16 protein-coding genes are annotated in these 17,659 nt (G+C 72.3%); 4 read left to right on the top strand and 12 right to left on the bottom strand.

Annotated elements, in window-relative coordinates; all coding sequences use genetic code 11:
* Positions 1-2 precede the first annotated feature (2 nt).
* The 6 genes from Ahu01nite_RS09490 to Ahu01nite_RS09465 form a co-directional block, all read right to left on the bottom strand.
* Positions 3-413 (bottom strand): sirohydrochlorin chelatase, encoded by a 411-nt coding sequence (locus Ahu01nite_RS09490; RefSeq protein ID WP_203836079.1) that lies wholly within the window; start codon positions 411-413, stop codon positions 3-5.
* A complete protein-coding gene (locus Ahu01nite_RS09485) occupies positions 410-1,522 on the bottom strand; it encodes a uroporphyrinogen-III synthase (protein WP_203836078.1) in 1,113 nt (370 codons plus the stop codon). Before Ahu01nite_RS09485 ends, Ahu01nite_RS09490 begins: the two co-directional genes overlap by 4 nt.
* 95 nt (positions 1,523-1,617) lie before the next feature.
* Complete coding sequence (locus Ahu01nite_RS09480) at positions 1,618-2,058, bottom strand: SLATT domain-containing protein (protein WP_203836077.1); 441 nt, start codon at positions 2,056-2,058, stop codon at positions 1,618-1,620.
* Positions 2,055-2,561: a DUF4231 domain-containing protein gene (locus tag Ahu01nite_RS09475; RefSeq protein WP_203836076.1), complete on the bottom strand. Its 507-nt coding sequence runs from the start codon at positions 2,559-2,561 to the stop codon at positions 2,055-2,057. Before Ahu01nite_RS09475 ends, Ahu01nite_RS09480 begins: the two co-directional genes overlap by 4 nt.
* Before the next feature lie 12 nt (positions 2,562-2,573).
* Positions 2,574-3,299 (bottom strand): hypothetical protein, encoded by a 726-nt coding sequence (locus Ahu01nite_RS09470; RefSeq protein WP_203836075.1) that lies wholly within the window; start codon positions 3,297-3,299, stop codon positions 2,574-2,576.
* Positions 3,296-4,054: an endonuclease/exonuclease/phosphatase family protein gene (locus Ahu01nite_RS09465; protein WP_203836074.1), complete on the bottom strand. Its 759-nt coding sequence runs from the start codon at positions 4,052-4,054 to the stop codon at positions 3,296-3,298. Before Ahu01nite_RS09465 ends, Ahu01nite_RS09470 begins: the two co-directional genes overlap by 4 nt.
* Positions 4,055-4,144: 90 nt before the next feature.
* Here Ahu01nite_RS09465 and Ahu01nite_RS09460 point away from each other — a divergent pair, with 90 nt between their 5' ends.
* Positions 4,145-5,656, top strand: coding sequence for a tetratricopeptide repeat-containing diguanylate cyclase (locus tag Ahu01nite_RS09460; protein WP_203836073.1), 1,512 nt, complete (start codon positions 4,145-4,147; stop codon positions 5,654-5,656).
* Here the strand turns inward: Ahu01nite_RS09460 and Ahu01nite_RS09455 are convergent.
* The 4 genes from Ahu01nite_RS09455 to Ahu01nite_RS09440 form a co-directional block, all read right to left on the bottom strand.
* On the bottom strand, positions 5,653-6,495 hold the full coding sequence (locus Ahu01nite_RS09455; RefSeq protein WP_203836072.1) for a discoidin domain-containing protein: 843 nt from the start codon (positions 6,493-6,495) through the stop codon (positions 5,653-5,655). The two genes, Ahu01nite_RS09460 and Ahu01nite_RS09455, sit on opposite strands and share 4 nt — an antisense overlap.
* Before the next feature lie 121 nt (positions 6,496-6,616).
* Positions 6,617-7,561 carry a DUF5995 family protein gene (locus Ahu01nite_RS09450; RefSeq protein WP_239158736.1) on the bottom strand — a complete coding sequence of 315 codons (945 nt, stop codon included), beginning with the start codon at positions 7,559-7,561 and terminating at the stop codon, positions 6,617-6,619.
* Between the two features lie 94 nt (positions 7,562-7,655).
* Positions 7,656-8,609: a pyridoxal-phosphate dependent enzyme gene (locus tag Ahu01nite_RS09445; RefSeq protein ID WP_203836070.1), complete on the bottom strand. Its 954-nt coding sequence runs from the start codon at positions 8,607-8,609 to the stop codon at positions 7,656-7,658.
* 17 nt (positions 8,610-8,626) lie between these two features.
* Positions 8,627-10,000 (bottom strand): acyl-CoA synthetase, encoded by a 1,374-nt coding sequence (locus tag Ahu01nite_RS09440; RefSeq protein ID WP_203836069.1) that lies wholly within the window; start codon positions 9,998-10,000, stop codon positions 8,627-8,629.
* A gap of 62 nt (positions 10,001-10,062) precedes the next feature.
* Between Ahu01nite_RS09440 and Ahu01nite_RS09435 the strand changes: the two genes are divergently transcribed.
* Positions 10,063-12,255, top strand: a complete 2,193-nt coding sequence (locus tag Ahu01nite_RS09435; RefSeq protein WP_239158735.1) for an alpha-galactosidase — start codon at positions 10,063-10,065, stop codon at positions 12,253-12,255.
* On the opposite strand, the gene Ahu01nite_RS09430 is transcribed toward Ahu01nite_RS09435, so the two are convergent.
* Positions 12,234-13,103: a S41 family peptidase gene (locus Ahu01nite_RS09430; protein ID WP_203836068.1), complete on the bottom strand. Its 870-nt coding sequence runs from the start codon at positions 13,101-13,103 to the stop codon at positions 12,234-12,236. The genes Ahu01nite_RS09435 and Ahu01nite_RS09430 overlap by 22 nt on opposite strands.
* Before the next feature lie 71 nt (positions 13,104-13,174).
* The gene (locus Ahu01nite_RS09425; RefSeq protein ID WP_239158734.1) at positions 13,175-14,542 is read right to left on the bottom strand and encodes a DUF4331 domain-containing protein; all 1,368 of its coding nucleotides are present in this window, start codon (positions 14,540-14,542) and stop codon (positions 13,175-13,177) included.
* Positions 14,543-14,726: 184 nt separating this feature from the next.
* Here Ahu01nite_RS09425 and Ahu01nite_RS09420 point away from each other — a divergent pair, with 184 nt between their 5' ends.
* Both Ahu01nite_RS09420 and Ahu01nite_RS09415 read left to right on the top strand, forming a co-directional pair.
* On the top strand, positions 14,727-16,037 hold the full coding sequence (locus Ahu01nite_RS09420) for a tetratricopeptide repeat protein (RefSeq protein WP_203836066.1): 1,311 nt from the start codon (positions 14,727-14,729) through the stop codon (positions 16,035-16,037).
* On the top strand, positions 16,034-17,656 hold the full coding sequence (locus Ahu01nite_RS09415; protein WP_203836065.1) for a nickel/cobalt transporter: 1,623 nt from the start codon (positions 16,034-16,036) through the stop codon (positions 17,654-17,656). The genes Ahu01nite_RS09420 and Ahu01nite_RS09415 overlap by 4 nt, the downstream gene beginning before the upstream one ends.
* The last annotated feature ends 3 nt before the right edge of the window (positions 17,657-17,659 follow it).

The following is a 17,659-nucleotide window of genomic DNA, read 5'->3' as shown; positions in this document are numbered from 1 at the left end:
CCTTACAACGCGCCCAAGGTCAATGTGAGACCGCGGCCGCGTGCACGTATCGCGTGACCACGAGGTCCTCGATCACCGGGTCGGCGCACAGCGGCGGCGCCGCTGAGGGGACGGCGCATGCTCGCCACGAGGACGGCGTCCGGCCCGAGCGGCGGCGTCACCACCGCGCCGCTGCCGGCGACGGCGTTCGCGATGTCCACGCGTACGTGATGGCCGGTGGAGAGCAGAAGCGGCACGACCACCGTGCCCACCCCGAAGGTCATCGTCTCGACCCGCGGGTGCTGGACGTCCACGTAGGTCAGCCGGACCTCGGTCCCCGGAAGCCGCAGCGCGACCCGGTCCACCAGCGCCCGGATCTGCTCCTGCCCCGCCACCGACCGCGTCCCGTGCGCCACCGCGACCAGCCGCCTCATGCCGGCTCGTCCACCCGCAGCCGGTACCCGCGCTTGATCACCGTCTCGATGTGCCCGCCGCCGCCCAGCGCCGTCCGCAGCCGGGCGATCGCCACGTCGACCGCGTGCCCGTCCGTGCCGCGCGGCAGCGAAGCCACCAGCCGTTCCTTCGAGACCACCGCGCCCGGCCGGGCGGACAGCGAACCCAGGATCGCCATCGCCGCCGGGGCGAGCGGCTGCACCCGGCCGTCGATCAGCACGGCGTGGCCACGGATCTCGAGGGTGTCGCCGGCGACCGAGAGCTTGGGCGTACGGCGGGGCAGTTCGTCGGTGACCGTCTTGACCAGGGCGCCGAGGCGGGACCGGTGCGGCATGACCACCGGGACGTCCTGCTGGACCAGCGACGCCGCGGTCACCGGTCCCACGCACGCCGCCATGGCCGGGCCGCGGAAGGCGTCCAGCACCTGGCCGGCCTCGTCGCCCGCGATGTCGAGCAGGCCGCGGACGGCGGGGGCGCTGGTGAAGGTCACGGCGTCGATCTGGCCGGCGGTGAGCTGGGTGACCAGGCGGCGCACCGGGGTGATGTCGGGTGGCAGCGTCCAGCGGTAGACCGGGATCTCCACGACGGCCGCCCCCGCCGCGCGCAGGGCGTCGGTGAGCTCGGACTGCGGGCCGCCGTGCAGCTGGACGGCGATGCGGCGGCCGGCGATCCCCTGGGCGAGGAGGCGTTCGAGGATCTCCTCCGACGACTCGGTCGCGGCGGACCAGTCCTCGCTGAGGTCGGCGGCCCGGATAGCGCCGCACGGTTTGGCGCCGCGCGCGATCAGCCGGGCCCGGCCGAGGGCCGCCCGCAGCGGATCGCCCATGCCCCAGCCCTCGGCGGCTTCGAGCCAGCCCCGGAAGCCGATGCCGGTCGTGGCGACGACGATCTCGGGGGCGAGCCCGACGCAGGCCGCGGTGGCGGCGTGCAGCGCCTGGTCGTCGCGCAGCGGCACGATGGTGATCGCGGGCGCGAGCACGACCCGGGCACCACGGCGTTCCAGCAGCGCGGCGAGCTCCTCACGCCGCCGCTCGGCGGTCACGGCGACGGTGAACCCGGCAAGCGGCCCCGGCGTGCTGGAAAGGTTCACCCGTCAGATGCTCGCCACGGCAGGTTACGCGGGGTGGCCCCGGTTGTTTCCCCGGCGATAACGCGTTATCACAACGGCCCCGCGGATCTTGTGAGTCACGGCTCCGGCGGGGGCTGGATGGTGAGCTGCCCCCACTGCCCCGCCTCCGAGCGGAACACCTGCTCCACCCGGTCGACGTCCGCCGCCAGGTCCGTGCCGGCATCCCAGTCGAGCTCGGCTTCCTCCAGGCTCAGGGCCGCGTCGTCATAGATCCTGGCGACCGGGGCAAAACCGATCAACGTCTCGTACGCGGTGACCGCCGTCGCCATCGCCGCCAGCACCGCCGCCACCACCCCGGTCACCGTGCGCCCGGTCTCCCCGAGGGCCTGACCCGCCACCCCGGCGAGCGCCGCCAGAGCGAGCAGCGCGTTGCGCACCAGGATGGCCTGTCTGTCCGCGGCGTGGTATTCCCCGCTGCGCCGGCGGTAGAAGGCGAGCTGTTCGGTGATCCGCAGGTCCTTGTAGAGCCGGCGGACCGCGGCGTCACGATCGCTCACCGGGGTTCCTTCCCGGCTTTCACGGCCACCACCGCGTGCCGCAGCGCCCGCAGCCGGGCCTCGGCGGGGCCGGCATAGGGGCCGGTCCGGGCGAGATAGCGGAAGTGCAGGGCACGCAGCCGCTCGGCCCGCACCCGGGCCTGCAGGTACTCGTCGACCGTGGCCCGCTCGCGGGCCCATTGGCTGCTGGTGGCGAGCAGCACGCCCGCGGCCGCGAGGACCAGCCCGGGCCAGCGCTGCCCGGGGATCAGGGCCTGGATCCCGCCGAGCGTGGTGACGACCGCCGAGCCCAGCAGCACCAGGACCTGCTGCCGGCGGTAGGCGTTCTGTTTCCGCAGGGCCTCCCGGTCGTACGCGGAGAAGTCCGGCTCCACCACCTCGGCCAGCACCGCCAGGTCCTCCGCCAGGGCCGGCCAGCGCTCCCGGACGTGCTCAGGGATGACAGGCTTCGACGCGGCCGGGGCCCCGAGCCGGGGGAATCGAGCCAACAACGACAGCGACATCGGGAGATGTTCTCAGCTCGGCGGCGTCAGCAGGGTCCTCAGGCGGGCACGAACTGCCGCGGTGTCGGATATCTGCACGATGTGGACGAGCGGCGAACCGGCGATCCGGGTGGCGGGGTCGTTGCCGCACTCACCCTCGCGGGCCCCCGCGATCCGGTCGGCGGCACGCCCGCTGCCCGCCAGGACCAGCACCGCCCGTCCGGCCCGCAGCGCCCGGGCCGCGTCGTCGTAGGCGATCCGGCCCCCGTTGACCAGCACAGTCACCGCCGGATGAGGATCGGCGACACGAGCCGCCACGTCGACGATCCACGGCGCCTCGGCGCCCCACTCGCGCCCGGGCGTCAGCACGAAGTGGCTGTGATGCGGCTCGAGCGGGGCGGCACCGGCCGCTGCCGTAGCGCCGCCGGGCAGGGTGACCGTCGCGGCCGCGGCGACGCCGACGAGGGGGAAGCCGTTGCGGGCGCGGCCCATCAGCCGCATCACCCCGGCGTCGGTGCCGCCATCCACGACCGTCGCACCGCTGTCATGGATGGCCGGGATCACGCCCTCGGCCATCACGGCGCGCAGCCCGTCCAGATCCGCGGCGGTCATGCCGCCCGCGCCCCCGACAACCGTGACGACCGGGCGAGGTGTGCCGAGGCCGAGATCGTGCAGCGCCGCCGGCAGCTCGCCCGGCTGCCCGACCCGCACGGCGAGCGCCGCCCGGCCCGCACCGAAGTCGATGGTAAAGACTTTCACGGCAGCGTCAGCTCGGCCGCGACGCCGTAATGATCCGACAGGTACGCCTGCCACCCATCACCCAGCGTGACCGGATCCCGCAGGACGAGCCGGGTCTCCGCCACCGTCCCCGGCCGGACCAGGACGTGGTCGAACGCGGGTGGCGACGGCCAGCGCGGAGTCGGACGATACGTGGGCCCGGTGTCATCGGCCCGAGTATCCCGCAGTCCGGCGGCCGTCAGGAAGCCCGCGAGCGACGCCGCTGTCCGGGGCACGTTCAGATCCCCGGCGACGACCACCGGCAGCGAAGCATCGACCCCCGAGACGACCGCGGCGAGCGTGGCCAGCTCGCGACGCTGGACGTGGGTGTACCGGGCGCCCGGTGACCAGTCGCCGTCCCGGTTGGCCGACAGGTGGGTGTTGATCACCGCGAGCGGGCCGTCGGCGGTCGTGACCTGGACGACCTGGGCACCCTTGCGCATGATGAACTCGGGTCGCGCCGGCCCGCTCATCGGATAGCGCACGAACCGGGCGCTCCCGACCGGCAGCCGGGACAGCACCACGAGCCCGCCCTCGAGCAGCACCGCCCCGCTCCAGGCCCGGTAGCCGTACGAGCGGGCGAGACCTCGCAGCAGCACCGCGTGGGAGCGGTACATCACCTCCTGCAGGCACACCACGTCGTACCCGGAGCTCTCCAGCAGCCCGCCGAGAACCCGCAGCCGGGCCCGGACGTCCCCCTTCATCAGCGCGTTCAGGGTCAGCAGCGACACAGCCATGATCAAGACCTTATGGGTACGTTCCTCAGGTACCGCTCAAGGAGTACGCGTACCGCTCATGGTTGCATTTCGGGAGCCGATGGGCCGGACATGAATGCCGCCCCCGCAACTCTGGACGGCTCGCTCGACAGCCTCGTCGCCGGCGTCTACGTCAGCCACAAGGGCCTCGCCGACCGGGCCGGAGCGCTCGTGCGCGCCGCCGTCACCGCCGGGGACCGCCAGCTCGCCGATCTCGGCAGGCTCGTCGTCGCCGAGCTGCACAACCGGGGCGGCCGTGCCCCCGAGGGGATCGCGCAGGCCCGCGCCGTGCTCGCCGGTACCGGTGACCGGATCGTCGTCGCCCACGCCCACGCCGTCGTGGCCGGGGGGCTGTGGCGGATCGGGGACAACGCGCAGGCGGTGCGGAACGCGTACCCGGCGAGCCGGATGCTGCATCCCGGTGACCCGCCGGTGCTGCGCGCCGACCATGCGATCGTCCTGGCTCTGCAGGTCAACGACCGGCGGATCGGGGGCATGTCGCACCGGGAGTTCCGGGTGGCGCAGGAACTGGCCGAGGCGACCCGGGTGCCCGCGCTGATCCTGGCGAACCTGAACAACTGGGCGTGGTGCTCGTACACGTCCGGTGACCTGCGGACCGCCGCCGACCTGGTGGACCGGATGCGGATGTGCAGCGAGCGCACCGGGGAGCCGCTGAACGCCTCCTGCGCCGACACGATGGCGCGGATCATGCTGGAGACCGGGGATCCCGCCGGGGCGCTCGCGCTGATCGAGCGGGCCATCGCGACGTCCGAGCCGACCGACTCCGACGCCGTGCCGAACGCCCTGATCACCCTCGCCGACATCCAGCGCCGGGACGGCAACATCGGCGCGGCGCTGCACACGCTGAGGGCCTGCCGGGAGTTGGCGGCCCGGGACCGGCTCGCCGACGTCGACGCGCTGGCCCGCAAGATGATCGCCGGGTGCCATGCCGAGCTGGGTGACTTCGCCACCGCGTACCACGAGATGGTCGAATTCCACGAGGCCTGGACCGTACGCCGATCCGAGCGCAGCGAGGTCATGGCCCGCGTCGCGCACGCCCAGTTCGCCGTCGACGAGGCCCGCCGCACCACCGAGCGGTTCCGGGAGATGGCCGAGCGGGACGCGCTGACGGGGCTGTGGAACCGGCGCCGCTCGGACGCGCAGCTCGCCGATCTGATCCGCACCCCGGCCACACAGCGCGGCCCGGTCAGCGTCGCCCTGATCGACCTCGACCACTTCAAGGCGGTCAACGACACGTACACGCACGCGATCGGCGACATGGTCCTGTGCCGGGTCGCCGAACTGCTCGCCAAGGTGGGCGGTCACGCGGGCCGGCACGGCGGTGAGGAGTTCATCCTGATCCTCGACGCGGACCCGGCGGTCGCCGCCCGGCGGGTCGAGGGCCTGCGGGCGGCGATCCAGTCCTACGCCTGGACCGCCGTCGCGAACGGGCTGAGCGTCACGGCCAGCATCGGGCTCACCGCGCTGCGCCCGGACGACTCTGCCCGCACCCTGGTCAACCGCGCCGACGAGCTGCTCTACGCGGCCAAGCACGCCGGCCGCAACCGCGTCATCACCGGTTAACGCACCGACAGCCGGTAGATGGAGATGCCGTATCCGTTGCTGCGTCGCAGGCCGTAGACGCGTACCCAGCGGGCGGGGGTCGCCTTGAACGTCGTGGTGACCGTGCCTTCCTTGCCCTTCGCGCCGGTGTACGCGGACCGCCACGTGCTGCCGTCCTGCGACACCTCGACGCGGTACTCGGTGGCGTACGCGCGCTCCCACACGACCTCGACCCGGCTGACCGACCAGAGCTCGCCCAGGTCGACCGCGATCCACTGGTTGTCGGCGAAGCCGCTGCCCCAGCGCGTGGTGTCGTCCCCGTCGACGGCGTCCTCCGCCGGCCAGCCCCTGCCCTCCGAACTGGAGGCCGTGACCGGGCGGTGCAGCGCGAGATCGGCGCCGTCGCTGACCCGCCCCGCCGGGGTGGTGGGGGTCGTCTTCGGGGCCGGGGCGGTGGTGCTGAGCGAGATCGACGGCCCCGTGGACGGTACGCCGGTCGCGAGTGGCACCAAACCGTTCGAGACCTCGCCGTCCGAGAGCCCACCCAGCGAGGCGACAGCGCTCGGCGCCGTGCCGGTGGCCGCCGTCGCGCCCGGCGTCCCGTCGGACAGCGCCCGGGCCGGCGGCCCGCCTGCCGCGGGCGCCGCCGGGCCGTCGTCCTCGCCGGACACCAGGAGTGCTGCCGCCACGACGGCCAGGGTCGCGGCCCCCGCCGATGCCCAGACCCACCGCCGACGCCCCCGCGGCGCCGCCGGCGCGGCCTCCGGAGCAGCGGGCTGCTCCGGAGATGGTGGCTCCTGCCGCAGCAGGGGCGGGGTGGCCGCCGCCGCCTGACGCTTGCCGAAAGCACCCGAGGTCAAGGACATCGACGCTGGTGGTTGCCTTGGTTTCCAGCCCGGCCTGGGGTCCGGATCACCCTGCTCGTTGGTCACGGGTGCCTTGATATCACCGGCGGGCAAGACACTCCACTGTGGCCGATTGTCAGATTCCGGCACGCCGCCTGTGGAACACCCGGCGCCACGCGCCGCGGACCGTGTCACGCCCGGCCTTGAGCACCACGCCGACCTGGTTGAACACTCCGTCACTGGTGATCAGCAGCTCCCCGACGTAGGCCGAGGCGCGGTCCATCACCAGCCGGGCGTGGGCGAGATGCTCGGCCTCGTCGCGCAGGTCCCACAGCCGCTTGCCCTGGTCCCACGCGTGCGCGCGGGTCGCCGCCACGAGCACCGACTGGCTCCAGTCGTCGAGGTCGCCGGCCAGCGCGTCGACGCGCAGCTGCCAGCTGGTCGAGTAGCGGCGGCGCAGCCGGGGGATCTCCTGGTAGAAGATCTTGTTGATCAGCAGGTAGTCGGGGTGCACGACGTCGCCGGGCGGGGTGCCGAGCCGCTCCCACGTGGCGACCAGGGCCAGCGCCAGGTCGTGGTTGATGTGCGCGTTGACACCGAGGATAGCGGCGGCGAGCCGGCTGATCCTCTCGTCCTGGGCCCGGCGGAACAGCACCTCCCAGGCGTCCGGGGTGCCGTGGTCCTCCTCGCCCCAGAGCCGCAGCGCGTCGAAGTAGCGCTTGGCGAACTCGACGTCGAGCAGCTCCAGGAACGCGGGGTCGACCACGTCGGGGCCGGTCAGCGCCGCCCCCACCCGGTCGGTGATGGTGAAGTAGAGCGAGTTGAACGACGCGATCCGGTTGGCGGCCGGCGGCGGGAGCAGGTCCATGATGCGCTGCGCCCGGGTCAGCATCTCGAGAACCTCGGCGATCGTCGCCGGGGGCACCGCGCAGAGCTCGGCCATCTCGCGTTTGGCCTCGCCCCAGCCCCGGCCGGACGGCACCAGGCCGGGCTCGTCCGGCGCGATGCGGATGCGTTCGGTGCGCAGCAGGTCGGCGCTGCTGCGCACGGTGTTGATGTCGAAGGCGACTGTCGCGGTCATCACGGCCCCCTCAGGCGTAACAACTCCGGAAATCAGCCACAGTCCACAGTCGGGCGGGCGATGACCAGCTTCCCGCAAGTTACCCGACAGTTCCTCATCGGGAGAGCAGCGTCACGAACCGCGTCACGTCGATGTTGCCACCCGAGATGATCACGCCGACCCGGCCGGAGACCTTGAGCCGCCCCGACAGCAGCGCGGCCAGTCCGGTGGCACCGCTCGGCTCGATCACGATCCGCATCCGCTCGAACGCGAAACGCATCGCGTCGCAGATCTCGTCATCGCCGACCAGCGCGATCTCGTCGACCAGCCGCCGGTTCACCTCGAAGGTCAGCTCGCCCGGGGTGGGCGCGGCCAGGCCGTCCGCCACGGTCCGGGAGACGGGTACGGCGACCCGCTCCCCGGCTTCGAGGGACCGCTTGGTGTCGTCGCCCTCCCGCGGCTCCACGCCGATCATCCGGATCCCGGGCAGCAGCCCCTTGGCGGCGGTGGCGCTGCCCGCCATGAGCCCGCCCCCGCCCACCGGCACGACCAGCGCGTCGAGGTCACCGGCCTGCTCCAGCAACTCCAGCGTGGCGGTGCCCTGCCCGGCCATCACGTCCGGGTGCTCGTACGGCGGGATCAGCGTCAGCCCCCGCTCGGCGGCCAGCGCCGCGGCCAGGGCGATCCGGTCCTCGCCGTACCGGTCGAAGGTGAGCACCTCGGCGCCGTACCCCTCGGCGGCAGCGCGCTTGGACGCCGGGGAGTCCTCGGGCATCAGGATCACCGCGTGACTGCCCAGCTCCTGCGCGGCCAGCGCGACGGCCTGCGCGTGATTACCCGACGAGTACGCCGCGATGCCGCTCGCCAGCTGCGCCGCGGTCAGCCGGGCACACGCGTTGTAGGCCCCCCGGAACTTGAACGCGCCCATCCGCTGGAAATTCTCGGCCTTGACGAAGACCTCCGCACCGACGAACGCGTCCAGGGTCCGCGACCGCAGCACCGGCGTGCGGTGCGCGACTCCCTTCAGGCGCTCGGCGGCGTCATGGACGTCGGCCAGGGTGATGCTCAACCTAGATCTCTCCTGTTTCATTGCCGCAGGCGGCTCTTCTGGACTTTCCCCATGGCGTTACGGGGGAGTTCGGCCACCAGGTTCACCACGCGGGGGCGTTTGTGGGCGGCGAGGCGCTGCGCCACGAAGTCGATCAGGTCCTTCTCGGGCACCGGGGCGTCGGTGACGACGAACGCGGTGACCTGCTCGCCGAGGTCGGCGTGGGCGGTGCCGATGACGGCGGCCTCGCGGACGGCGGGGTGCAGCAGCAGGGCGTCCTCGACCTCGCCGGCGCCGACGCGGTAGCCGCCGGTCTTGATGAGGTCGGTGGAGGCCCGCCCGACGATGCGGTGCCAGCCGTCGGCGCCGATGGTGGCGACGTCACCGGTGGTGAACCAGCCGTCGGTGAGCGGGGAGCCGTGGCCGAGGTAGCCGTCGAAGAGGGTCGCGCCGCGCACCTGCAGCTGGCCGATCGTGACGCCGTCGTTCTCCAGCGGGACGCCGGCGTCGTCGATGAGGCGGGTCTCGACGCCGCGCACCGGGACGCCGACGTGTCCGGCGCGGCGCGGGCCGTCGTGGCGGGCACTCACGGTGATGAGCGTCTCGGTCATGCCGTAGCGCTCGACCGGCGCCTGCCCGGTGAGCGCTGTCAGATCCTCGAAGACGGGCACGGGCAGCGGCGCGCTCCCCGACACGAGCAGCCGTGCGCTGCGCAGCTCGCGGGCGGCGTCCGGCGCCGCACAAATCCGCGACCACACCGTGGGCACGCCGAAGTAGAGGCTGCCGCGCGCTTTCGCGTACGCCTCAGGGGTGGGCTTTCCGGTGTGCACCAACCGTGACCCGACGCGCAGCGGGCCGAGCACGCCGAGCACCAGCCCGTGCACGTGATAGAGCGGCAGGCCGTGCACGAGGGTGTCGCCTGCCGTCCACTGCCACGCCTCGGCGAGCGCGTCGAGGTCGGCCGCGATCGCCGCGCGCGAGACCACGACGCCCTTCGGCGGCCCGGTCGTCCCGCTCGTGTAGAGGATCAGCGCGGGTGCGCCCGCCTCGGGCTCGGGCGGGACGGAACCGCTCACCCCGGGCCGGGTGATCGGCATGGCCGGGAGGTCGCCGGACGGCCCGTCGGAGAGCACCACCGCGGCGCCGGAGTCGCGCAGGATGTGGGCGCGCTCGGTCGTGCCGGCGTCGGGCGGCACGGGCACGATCGGCACCCCGGCGAGCAGCCCCGCGGTGATCGCCACGATCGTCGGCAACCCGGCGGTCGCGTCGACCGCCGCCACCGGCACACCCCGCAATTCGGCCGCGAGCGCCGACGCCCGGCTGAGCAACTCGTGGCGCGACACGGACTCCCCGGACGCGGTAACCGTTCGCGGGGTGTCCTCGGCGTCGTGCAAGGCTGTCAGCAAGCGCATGCACCGATCTTCTCAGAGCCCCTGAGCCGGTCTGACACACCCTTGTAACAACCGTATTCAGCGTGGAAAGGACAGACACCCCGATGCTGCCCGACGACGGCGTGACCGCTGCCCTCACCGCCGGGGGCGTGACCGTCCTCGCCGACACCGGTGGTGGCCGCCTCCCCGCGCTGACCTACTGGGGACCGGCGGTCCCCGGTCTCGACGCCGACCTGGCCGCCGCGCTCATCACCAGCTCACAACCGGTGCACGGCACCAACGACGTCGAGCCGCGGCCGCGCGTCGCCCTGCTGCCCGAGCAGCGCACCGGCTGGGCCGGGCGTCCCGGCCTCAGCGGCTCCTTCGACGGGACGGGATGGTCGGCGGCGTTCACCGTCACCGCGGTGACGCTGGATGGTGTACCGGTGGGCGGTTTTGTCACCGCGGGTGCGGCGACGCTGGAAGTGCACGCGAGCGACGAGACCGGCCGCCTGGCGGTGCGCGTCACGCTCGAGTTGCGGGAGTCCGGCCTTCTGCGCGTACGAGCACAGTTGCGCAACCTCGCCCCCGGGACGTACACCCTCGACAGCCTGACCCCCGCGCTCCCGATCCCGCCCGGCGCGGTCGAGTTGCTGGACTTCACCGGCCGGCACAACCAGGAGCGGGTGCCGCAGCGCAGCACGCTGTTCACCGGCGCGCACGTCCGCGAGAACCGCAAGGGCCGCACCGGCGCGGACAGCGCCTACCTGCTGCACGCGGGAACGGCCGGCTTCGACTTCGCAAGCGGTGACGTCTGGGCCGTGCACACCGCGTGGAGCGGCAACCACCTGCACTACGCCGAGCGTGTGCACACCGGTGAGCAGCTCCTCGGCGGCGGCGAGCTGCTGCTGCCCGGCGAGATCCGGCTCGGCACCGGCGAGACCTACGAGACCCCGTGGCTGTACGGGGCCTACGGCAAGGGGCTCGACGAGGTGGCCCGCCGTTTCCACCGCCATCTGCGCGCCCGGGAGAAGCCCGTGAGCGCCGGCCGCCCGATCACGCTCAACGTGTGGGAGGCCGTCTACTTCGACCACGACACCGAGCGGCTGATCGACCTCGCCGAGCGGGCCGCGGCGATCGGCGTCGAGCGCTACGTGCTGGACGACGGCTGGTTCGGTTCGCGCCGTGACGACTTCTCCGGGCTCGGCGACTGGGTGGTCTCCGCCGACGTGTGGCCGGCCGGGCTGCACCCGCTCGTCGACCGGGTCCGCGCGCTGGGCATGCAGTTCGGTCTCTGGTTCGAGCCCGAGATGGTCAACCCGGACTCCGACCTGGCCCGCGCGCACCCCGACTGGATCATGGCGGCACGCGCCGAATGGCCGGTCGAGTCACGCCACCAGCAGGTGCTCAACCTGGCGATCCCGGCGGCATACGAGCACATCAGGACGCAGATGCTCGCGATCCTCGACGAGTACGACATCGGCTACATCAAGTGGGACCACAACCGGGACCTCGTCGAGGCCGGCGATCAGACCCACGGCGGCCGGCCCGCGGTCCATGCTCAGACGCTGGCCTTCTACCGGCTGCTGGACGAGCTGCGCGCCGCCCATCCCGGGCTGGAGATCGAATCCTGCTCGTCCGGGGGCGCTCGCGTCGATCTGGGCGTGCTGGAGCGTACGGACCGGGTGTGGGTCTCGGACAACATCGACCCCCACGACCGGCAGCGGATGCTGCGCTGGACCACCCAGCTGGTCGCCCCGGAATTCCTGGGCTCGCACATCGCGTCGGGCCGTTCGCACACCACGGGCCGGCGCCACGACCTCGGATACCGCGCCGCGACGGCGATCTTCGGTCACCTCGGCATCGAGTGGGACCTCGCCGAGGCGAGCGCCGGCGAGCTCGAGGAGCTGGGCGCCTGGCTGGCCTTCTACCGCGAGCAGCGCGGGCTGCTGCTCGGCGGCGACGTCGTCCGGATGGACGGCTACGACGACCGCATTCTGGTGCACGGTGTGCTCGCCCCCGACCGCAGCCGGGCCCTGTTCGCGATGGTCACGACGGACAGCATCCTCCCCGACCCCGCCGCCCGGCTGCGCCTGCGCGGCCTGGAACCCGAGCGCCGCTACCGGGTCCGGCCGGTCACCGTCGGCAAGGAGCTCTCCGGCCTGGCCCCGCCGCCGTGGTGGGGCGAGGACCGCTCCGGCCAGGTCCTCACCGGGTCCATCCTGGAACAGGCGGGTGTCGCCTGCCCACGCCTGTTCCCCGACCAGGTGGTCCTTTACCGCGCCGACGCCGTGTAGTCCCGCAACGCCCGCGCGAGCGCCTCGCCGGCCGGGACGCTCACGTCAGGGACGACACCCGTGCCTTCCCAGTTCGTTCCCGTGACCGGGCTGATCGAGCGCGCGACGGGAACCGTGACCTCCATCGTCGCCGACAGCGCGAACATCTGAGTGGGGTGGGCGCCGCCACGCGTGGTCTCCCCGACCACCGTGGCGCGCCCGAGGCTCTGCAGCGTGTAGCTGAGATCCTCGGCGCCGGAGAACGTGAAGCCACTCGTCAGCACGTAGACCGGCTTGGCGAGGTACCGCTCACCGGGCAGGTACGCGAGGCTCCAGTACTGCCGGGTCGTCCCGGTCGCACCGTCGTAGATGTCCCCGAGGTGGGTCTCGTCATCGGGGAAGAAGTAGCTCATCAGGAGGTGGACACCGTTCGGCACCCCGCCCCGGCAGGTACGCAGATCGATGATGAGCGCCTCGGTATGCGCGACCAGTCGCATGGCGGCGGCGAGGGCGTCGCCGCCCGTGCCCGCGTCGGGGATCTCGGTCAGAGCGAGCAGCCCGACGTTGCCGTCCAGCCGCTCGACCCGCTCGATCCCGTAATTGACCGTCAGGAGCCTCTTCTTGTAGGCCGCGATCCATTCCTGCTCGGTCATCCCCGAGCCCATGTCCGCTTCCCGCGTGCGGATCCGCAGATGCTTGTCGGCGGTGACGTCGAAGAGTACGCCGGTGAGCCGCTCCCCCAGCGTCCGCTCGTCGAGCCCCTCGTAGTCCCCGGCCTGGATCCGCTGTGTGATCTCGGCGGCCTTGTCCGGGAAGATGTACTTGTCCTGGATGAGTTTCAGCGCCGCGTTGATGAGCTCTGTGGACATACGCGCCAAGATACGGCGCGAGGCCGGGCCCATGGGGGCACCCGGCCTCACACTTGTTCCTCCGGAAGCGGTCAGCTCTCGTTGACCCCGACCATGTTCGGCAGCGAGACGTACGGGAACGAGCTGCGGAACTCATGGTCGTTCGCGTTCACCCCGTCGCCGAGGCCCTTGACGGTGTCCGAGGCGCCCGGCAGCAGCACACCCTCGGCGGCCTGCACGGTCACGTCGAGCACGTCGTCGGCGAGCCGGCGGCCGTTCGGGAAGCCGGCGAGGTCACCGCCGACAACGCCGAGCCGGTTCGGGTTGGCCGAGGCCGGCACGCCCATGTTGAGCCGCAGCTGCTCGCTGGGCGCGAACTCCTTCTTGTCCACGTCCTTGTTGAGCAGCTGCGAGTTCAGGTCGGCCGCGACCGGGCCGGTGCAGCCGGTCTTGCAGACGCCGGTGAGGAAGACCTCGACCAGGTCGGTACGCGGCGTGGCCGGCGCCGGGATCTTGTAGATGGCCTCCATCAGACGCGGTACCTCGGGGTTGGTCACGTACTTGAGGAACTTGGCGTCGTCCATCGGCCGCGTGGCGTTGAACTGGTTCTTCACCCGCAGCGGCAGCACCGCCTCGTTGACCAGCGGCATGCCGAGCCGGGACACCTGCACGGAGGTGGCCGGCTTGCCGTTCATGCTCGCGCCGAGGCGCTTGGTCGTGGTCCAGATGCCCACGATCGGGTTGCGCGTCGCGTCGCTCTTGAGCGCGAGATCCGCCTTCGGGACCCGCAGCGCGATGGTGTTCACGTTGTAGCCCTTGAGCGTGTCCTGCCCGACCTCGCTCAGGTCACCGCCGTAGAGCAGGTCGAAGACGCGCAGGTCGGCGAAGAACGGGTCGTCGGCCTGGCCGGCGAACGACTTCGAGCCCGCGCCGGCCGATGTGATGGCCGCGTTGGACAGCGCCGCGTAGTCCGGCATGGACGCCTTGCCGGTGAACGAGGGCGCCACCCGCGCGCTCTTCAGGATCGTCTTCGTCTCCGTCGGCGTGATCCGCTGGAGCTTGTACGTCTGGCGGATGTTCAGGTCCTTGTCCGCCAGCGACGTGACGGGTCCCGTGGTGTAGAGGAACGTCGCGTCGTTCTGGTACGTCGTCGAGAACGTCCAGCGGTACACGATGTCGGGCCTGGCGTCACCATCGTTGTCGATGTTGATGTCGTGTGCCGTGCTCTCGGCGAACGGGTAGTAGTTCGGGCCACCGTTCGGCTCCTCGAACGGCGACCAGTTCGAGATGAGCGTGACGGTGTCCTGCATGTCAGGGCTCACGAACGCGTACAGGTCCGTGTTGTCCAGACTGGGCGTCGACGCGATCAGCGGCGCCTCGCGGTGCGAGGACGCGTTGCTCTGCATCGGGGCCAGTGCGGCCACGCAGGCAGCGGAGGCACCGATGGCTGCGAAGGCCACCAGTCCCCTGCGTCGGCGCGATACGGCGAGTTTCATTCTTCCCCCGGGATAGGTCGGGCAGGTGGCGCCGATGCCACCGCCCCACCCTTGTTCGTAGCCCCTTTCCAGGCTGATTGTTGTGGTATTGGGTTTTTCTTACTCGTGTCAGGATCGAAATATAGAGTCCGTCATGCACTATTTGCCGGTGCGAAGAAGATGGATCCGCCCCGTCCTGGTCGTCGCGGTGGCCGGTGTCCTGCTCGCCGGCGCCGGGATCCTGCTCGGACCGCTGCGCGATCACGCCCCGGCCACCGATTCCTCGGACAATTCCGCGAGCACCACGACGTCCGCCCTCGACGCGTTCGTCAGCCGGACGCGCACCCATCTGGGCGAGGTCCCCGGCGACTGGCAGGGCTGGGCATCGCTCGGCATGGCGCAGGTCCAGCTCGCCCGGATCACCTACGACCCCAGCCACTACCCCGCCGCCGAGACCGCCCTGCGCCGCTCGCTCACGGTGCAGCCGACCGGAAACGCCGCCGCTCTCACCGGCATGGGCGCGCTCGCCGCGGCGAGACACGACTTCCGCAAGGCGCTGTCGTACGCCGGCCGCGCCGTCGCCACGGACACGTACTCCGCCGACGCGTACGGCGTGCTGACCGACGCGAACGTCGAGCTCGGGCGTTACGACGAGGCCACGGACGCCGTACAGCGCATGCTCGACCTGCGGCCCGACACCGGCTCGTTCGGCCGCGCGTCGTACCTGTTCGAACTGCGCGGCGATCTGCCCCAGGCCACGGCGATGATGCGACGCGCACTGGACGTGGCCGGCGGGGACGCCGACGCGGTGTTCGCGCTCACCCACCTGGGCGAGCTGGCGTTCGGCGCCGGCGACCTCGCCACGGCCGGCGACTACTACGCGCAGGGCCTCGCACGGATCCCGAACCAACCGGCACTGCTCGCCGACCGGGCCCGGGTGCGCGCGGCCCGCGGCGACCTGACCGGCGCGCTCACCGATCTGCACGCGGCAACGGCGATCCTGCCCACTGTCGACCACCTGGTGACGCTGTCCGACACCCTGACCGCGGCGGGTCAGCCGGCCGCCCCGGTGGACCAGCTCATCCGCGCGGCGGCGGCGCTGCCCGGAGCCACTCCCGCCACGACCGACATCGACCTGGTCCTGTTCTACGCCGACCACGGCGAGCCCGGCCCGGCCGTCGCGAAGGGGAAGGCGCTGTTCGCCGCGCGTCCGAGCGTGACGGTCGAAACGGCGTACGCGTGGGCCCTGCACGCGGCCGGACGCGACCGCGACGCGCTCACCCATGCCGACAGGGGCCTGCGCCTCGGCACCCGCGACGCCCGCGCCCATTACCAGCGCGCCACGATCCGCCTCGCCCTCGGCGACAAACCCGGGGCACGCAAGGACTTCGCCGCAGCGCTAGCGATCAACCCGTACTTCTCCCTGCGCCACGCACCGGATGCCCGCAAGCAGCTCGCCCGTCTGGACGGTGCCGAATGACCCGCAGAGTGCTCTCGGCGGCCCTGCTCGGTCTCGTCGCGGTGGTCGGTCTCGCTGCCCCGGCCCAGGCCCATCCGCTGGGGAACTTCACCACCAATCAGTACGCGGGCCTGCGCGTCACCAGCACGGGTATCGACATCGACTACGTGCTGGACCTCGCGGAACTCCCCGCCTACCAGGCCCGCAACGACGAGATCGACACCGACCACGACGCGACCCTGTCACCGGCCGAGAGCGACACCTACGCCCAGCGGACCTGCGCCGCGGCGGCCGCATCGAGCACCCTGGTCGCGGCCGGACGGCAGCAGACGCTCACCTCCCGCCCGGCCGGGCTGACATTCCCTCCGGGCGCGGGCGGCCTGACCACGCTGCGCCTGCAGTGCGTCCTGCACGCCACCACCCACCTCACCACCACGACGCCGATCACGTACGGGTCCGCCCTGTACCCGGACCGCATCGGCTGGCGCGAGATCACCGCCGTGGGCGACCGCTACACGCTCACCGCCTCCACGGTGCCCACCACCTCGTCCAGCGCCCGCCTGACCGCCTATCCCCCGGGCGCGGTGAACGCCGACACGCGCACAGCGTCCTTCACCGCACGCCCCGGCGGCCCGGCAGCAGCAGCGGCACCCTTCGGCCCCACCGGCACCGGCACGTCCCAGGCCCGGGACGTCGACCGCTTCACGGCCTGGTTCACCGACCTGGTGGGCCACCCGCAGCTGACCCTCGGCGTCGGCATCCTCGCCGTCCTCGTCGCCCTGATCCTCGGCGGCGCCCACGCGGTCGCTCCCGGCCACGGCAAAACCATCATGGCGGCCTACCTCGTGGGTTCCCGCGGCCGCCTGCGCCAGGCGTTGACGGTGGCAGCCTCGGTCGCGGTCACACACACCCTCGGCGTCCTGGCCCTGGGCATCATCCTGGCCACCTCGGTCCAGCTCGCCCCGGACTCCCTCTACGACTGGCTCAAACTCACCAGCGGCATCCTGGTAGCCCTCGTCGGCGCCCAGCTCCTGCGCCAGGCGATCCGCCGCCTCCGCACCCCGACCCATACCCACTCACACCTACCCGAGCCGTCCACCCTGCCGCACCACCACAGCGTCGCCTCCCCGGCACACATCCCGTCGCTCGTCTCCATCACCGCGCCGTCGAGCGCCGTCACCACCGCCACCCACCCCGGCGTGCAGATCGTGATGCCCGCCCACACCCACGATCATGACCACGGGCAGGCACACACCCACGATCACGGCGACGGCCGCACCCACACCCATTACGTCCCCGCGCCTGACGAACCGGTGCGCGTGCGGACCCTCCTGGCCATGGGCTTCGCCGGTGGCCTCTCCCCAAGCCCGTCAGCCGTGGTGGTCCTGCTCGGCGCGGCAGCCCTGGGCCGCGCCTGGTACGGCGTGATCCTCGTCCTCGCGTACGGCATCGGTCTGGCCGCGACCCTCACCGGCATCGGCTTCGCCCTGGCCCGCTGGGGCGACCGCCTCCACCGCGCCACCGCCGGCCGCTGGCCCGCCCTCCTGACCCGCCGCATGCCCACCGCAACAGCCACGATCATCCTGCTGGTAGGCCTCGGCATGGCCGGCCTCGCCGCGATGAGCCTGCTCCACGCCTGACGG

The sequence above is a fragment of the Winogradskya humida genome, from assembly GCF_016862215.1.
In the GTDB taxonomy this organism is placed as follows: domain Bacteria; phylum Actinomycetota; class Actinomycetes; order Mycobacteriales; family Micromonosporaceae; genus Actinoplanes; species Actinoplanes humidus.
This window is presented reverse-complemented; position numbering and strand designations above follow the sequence as displayed.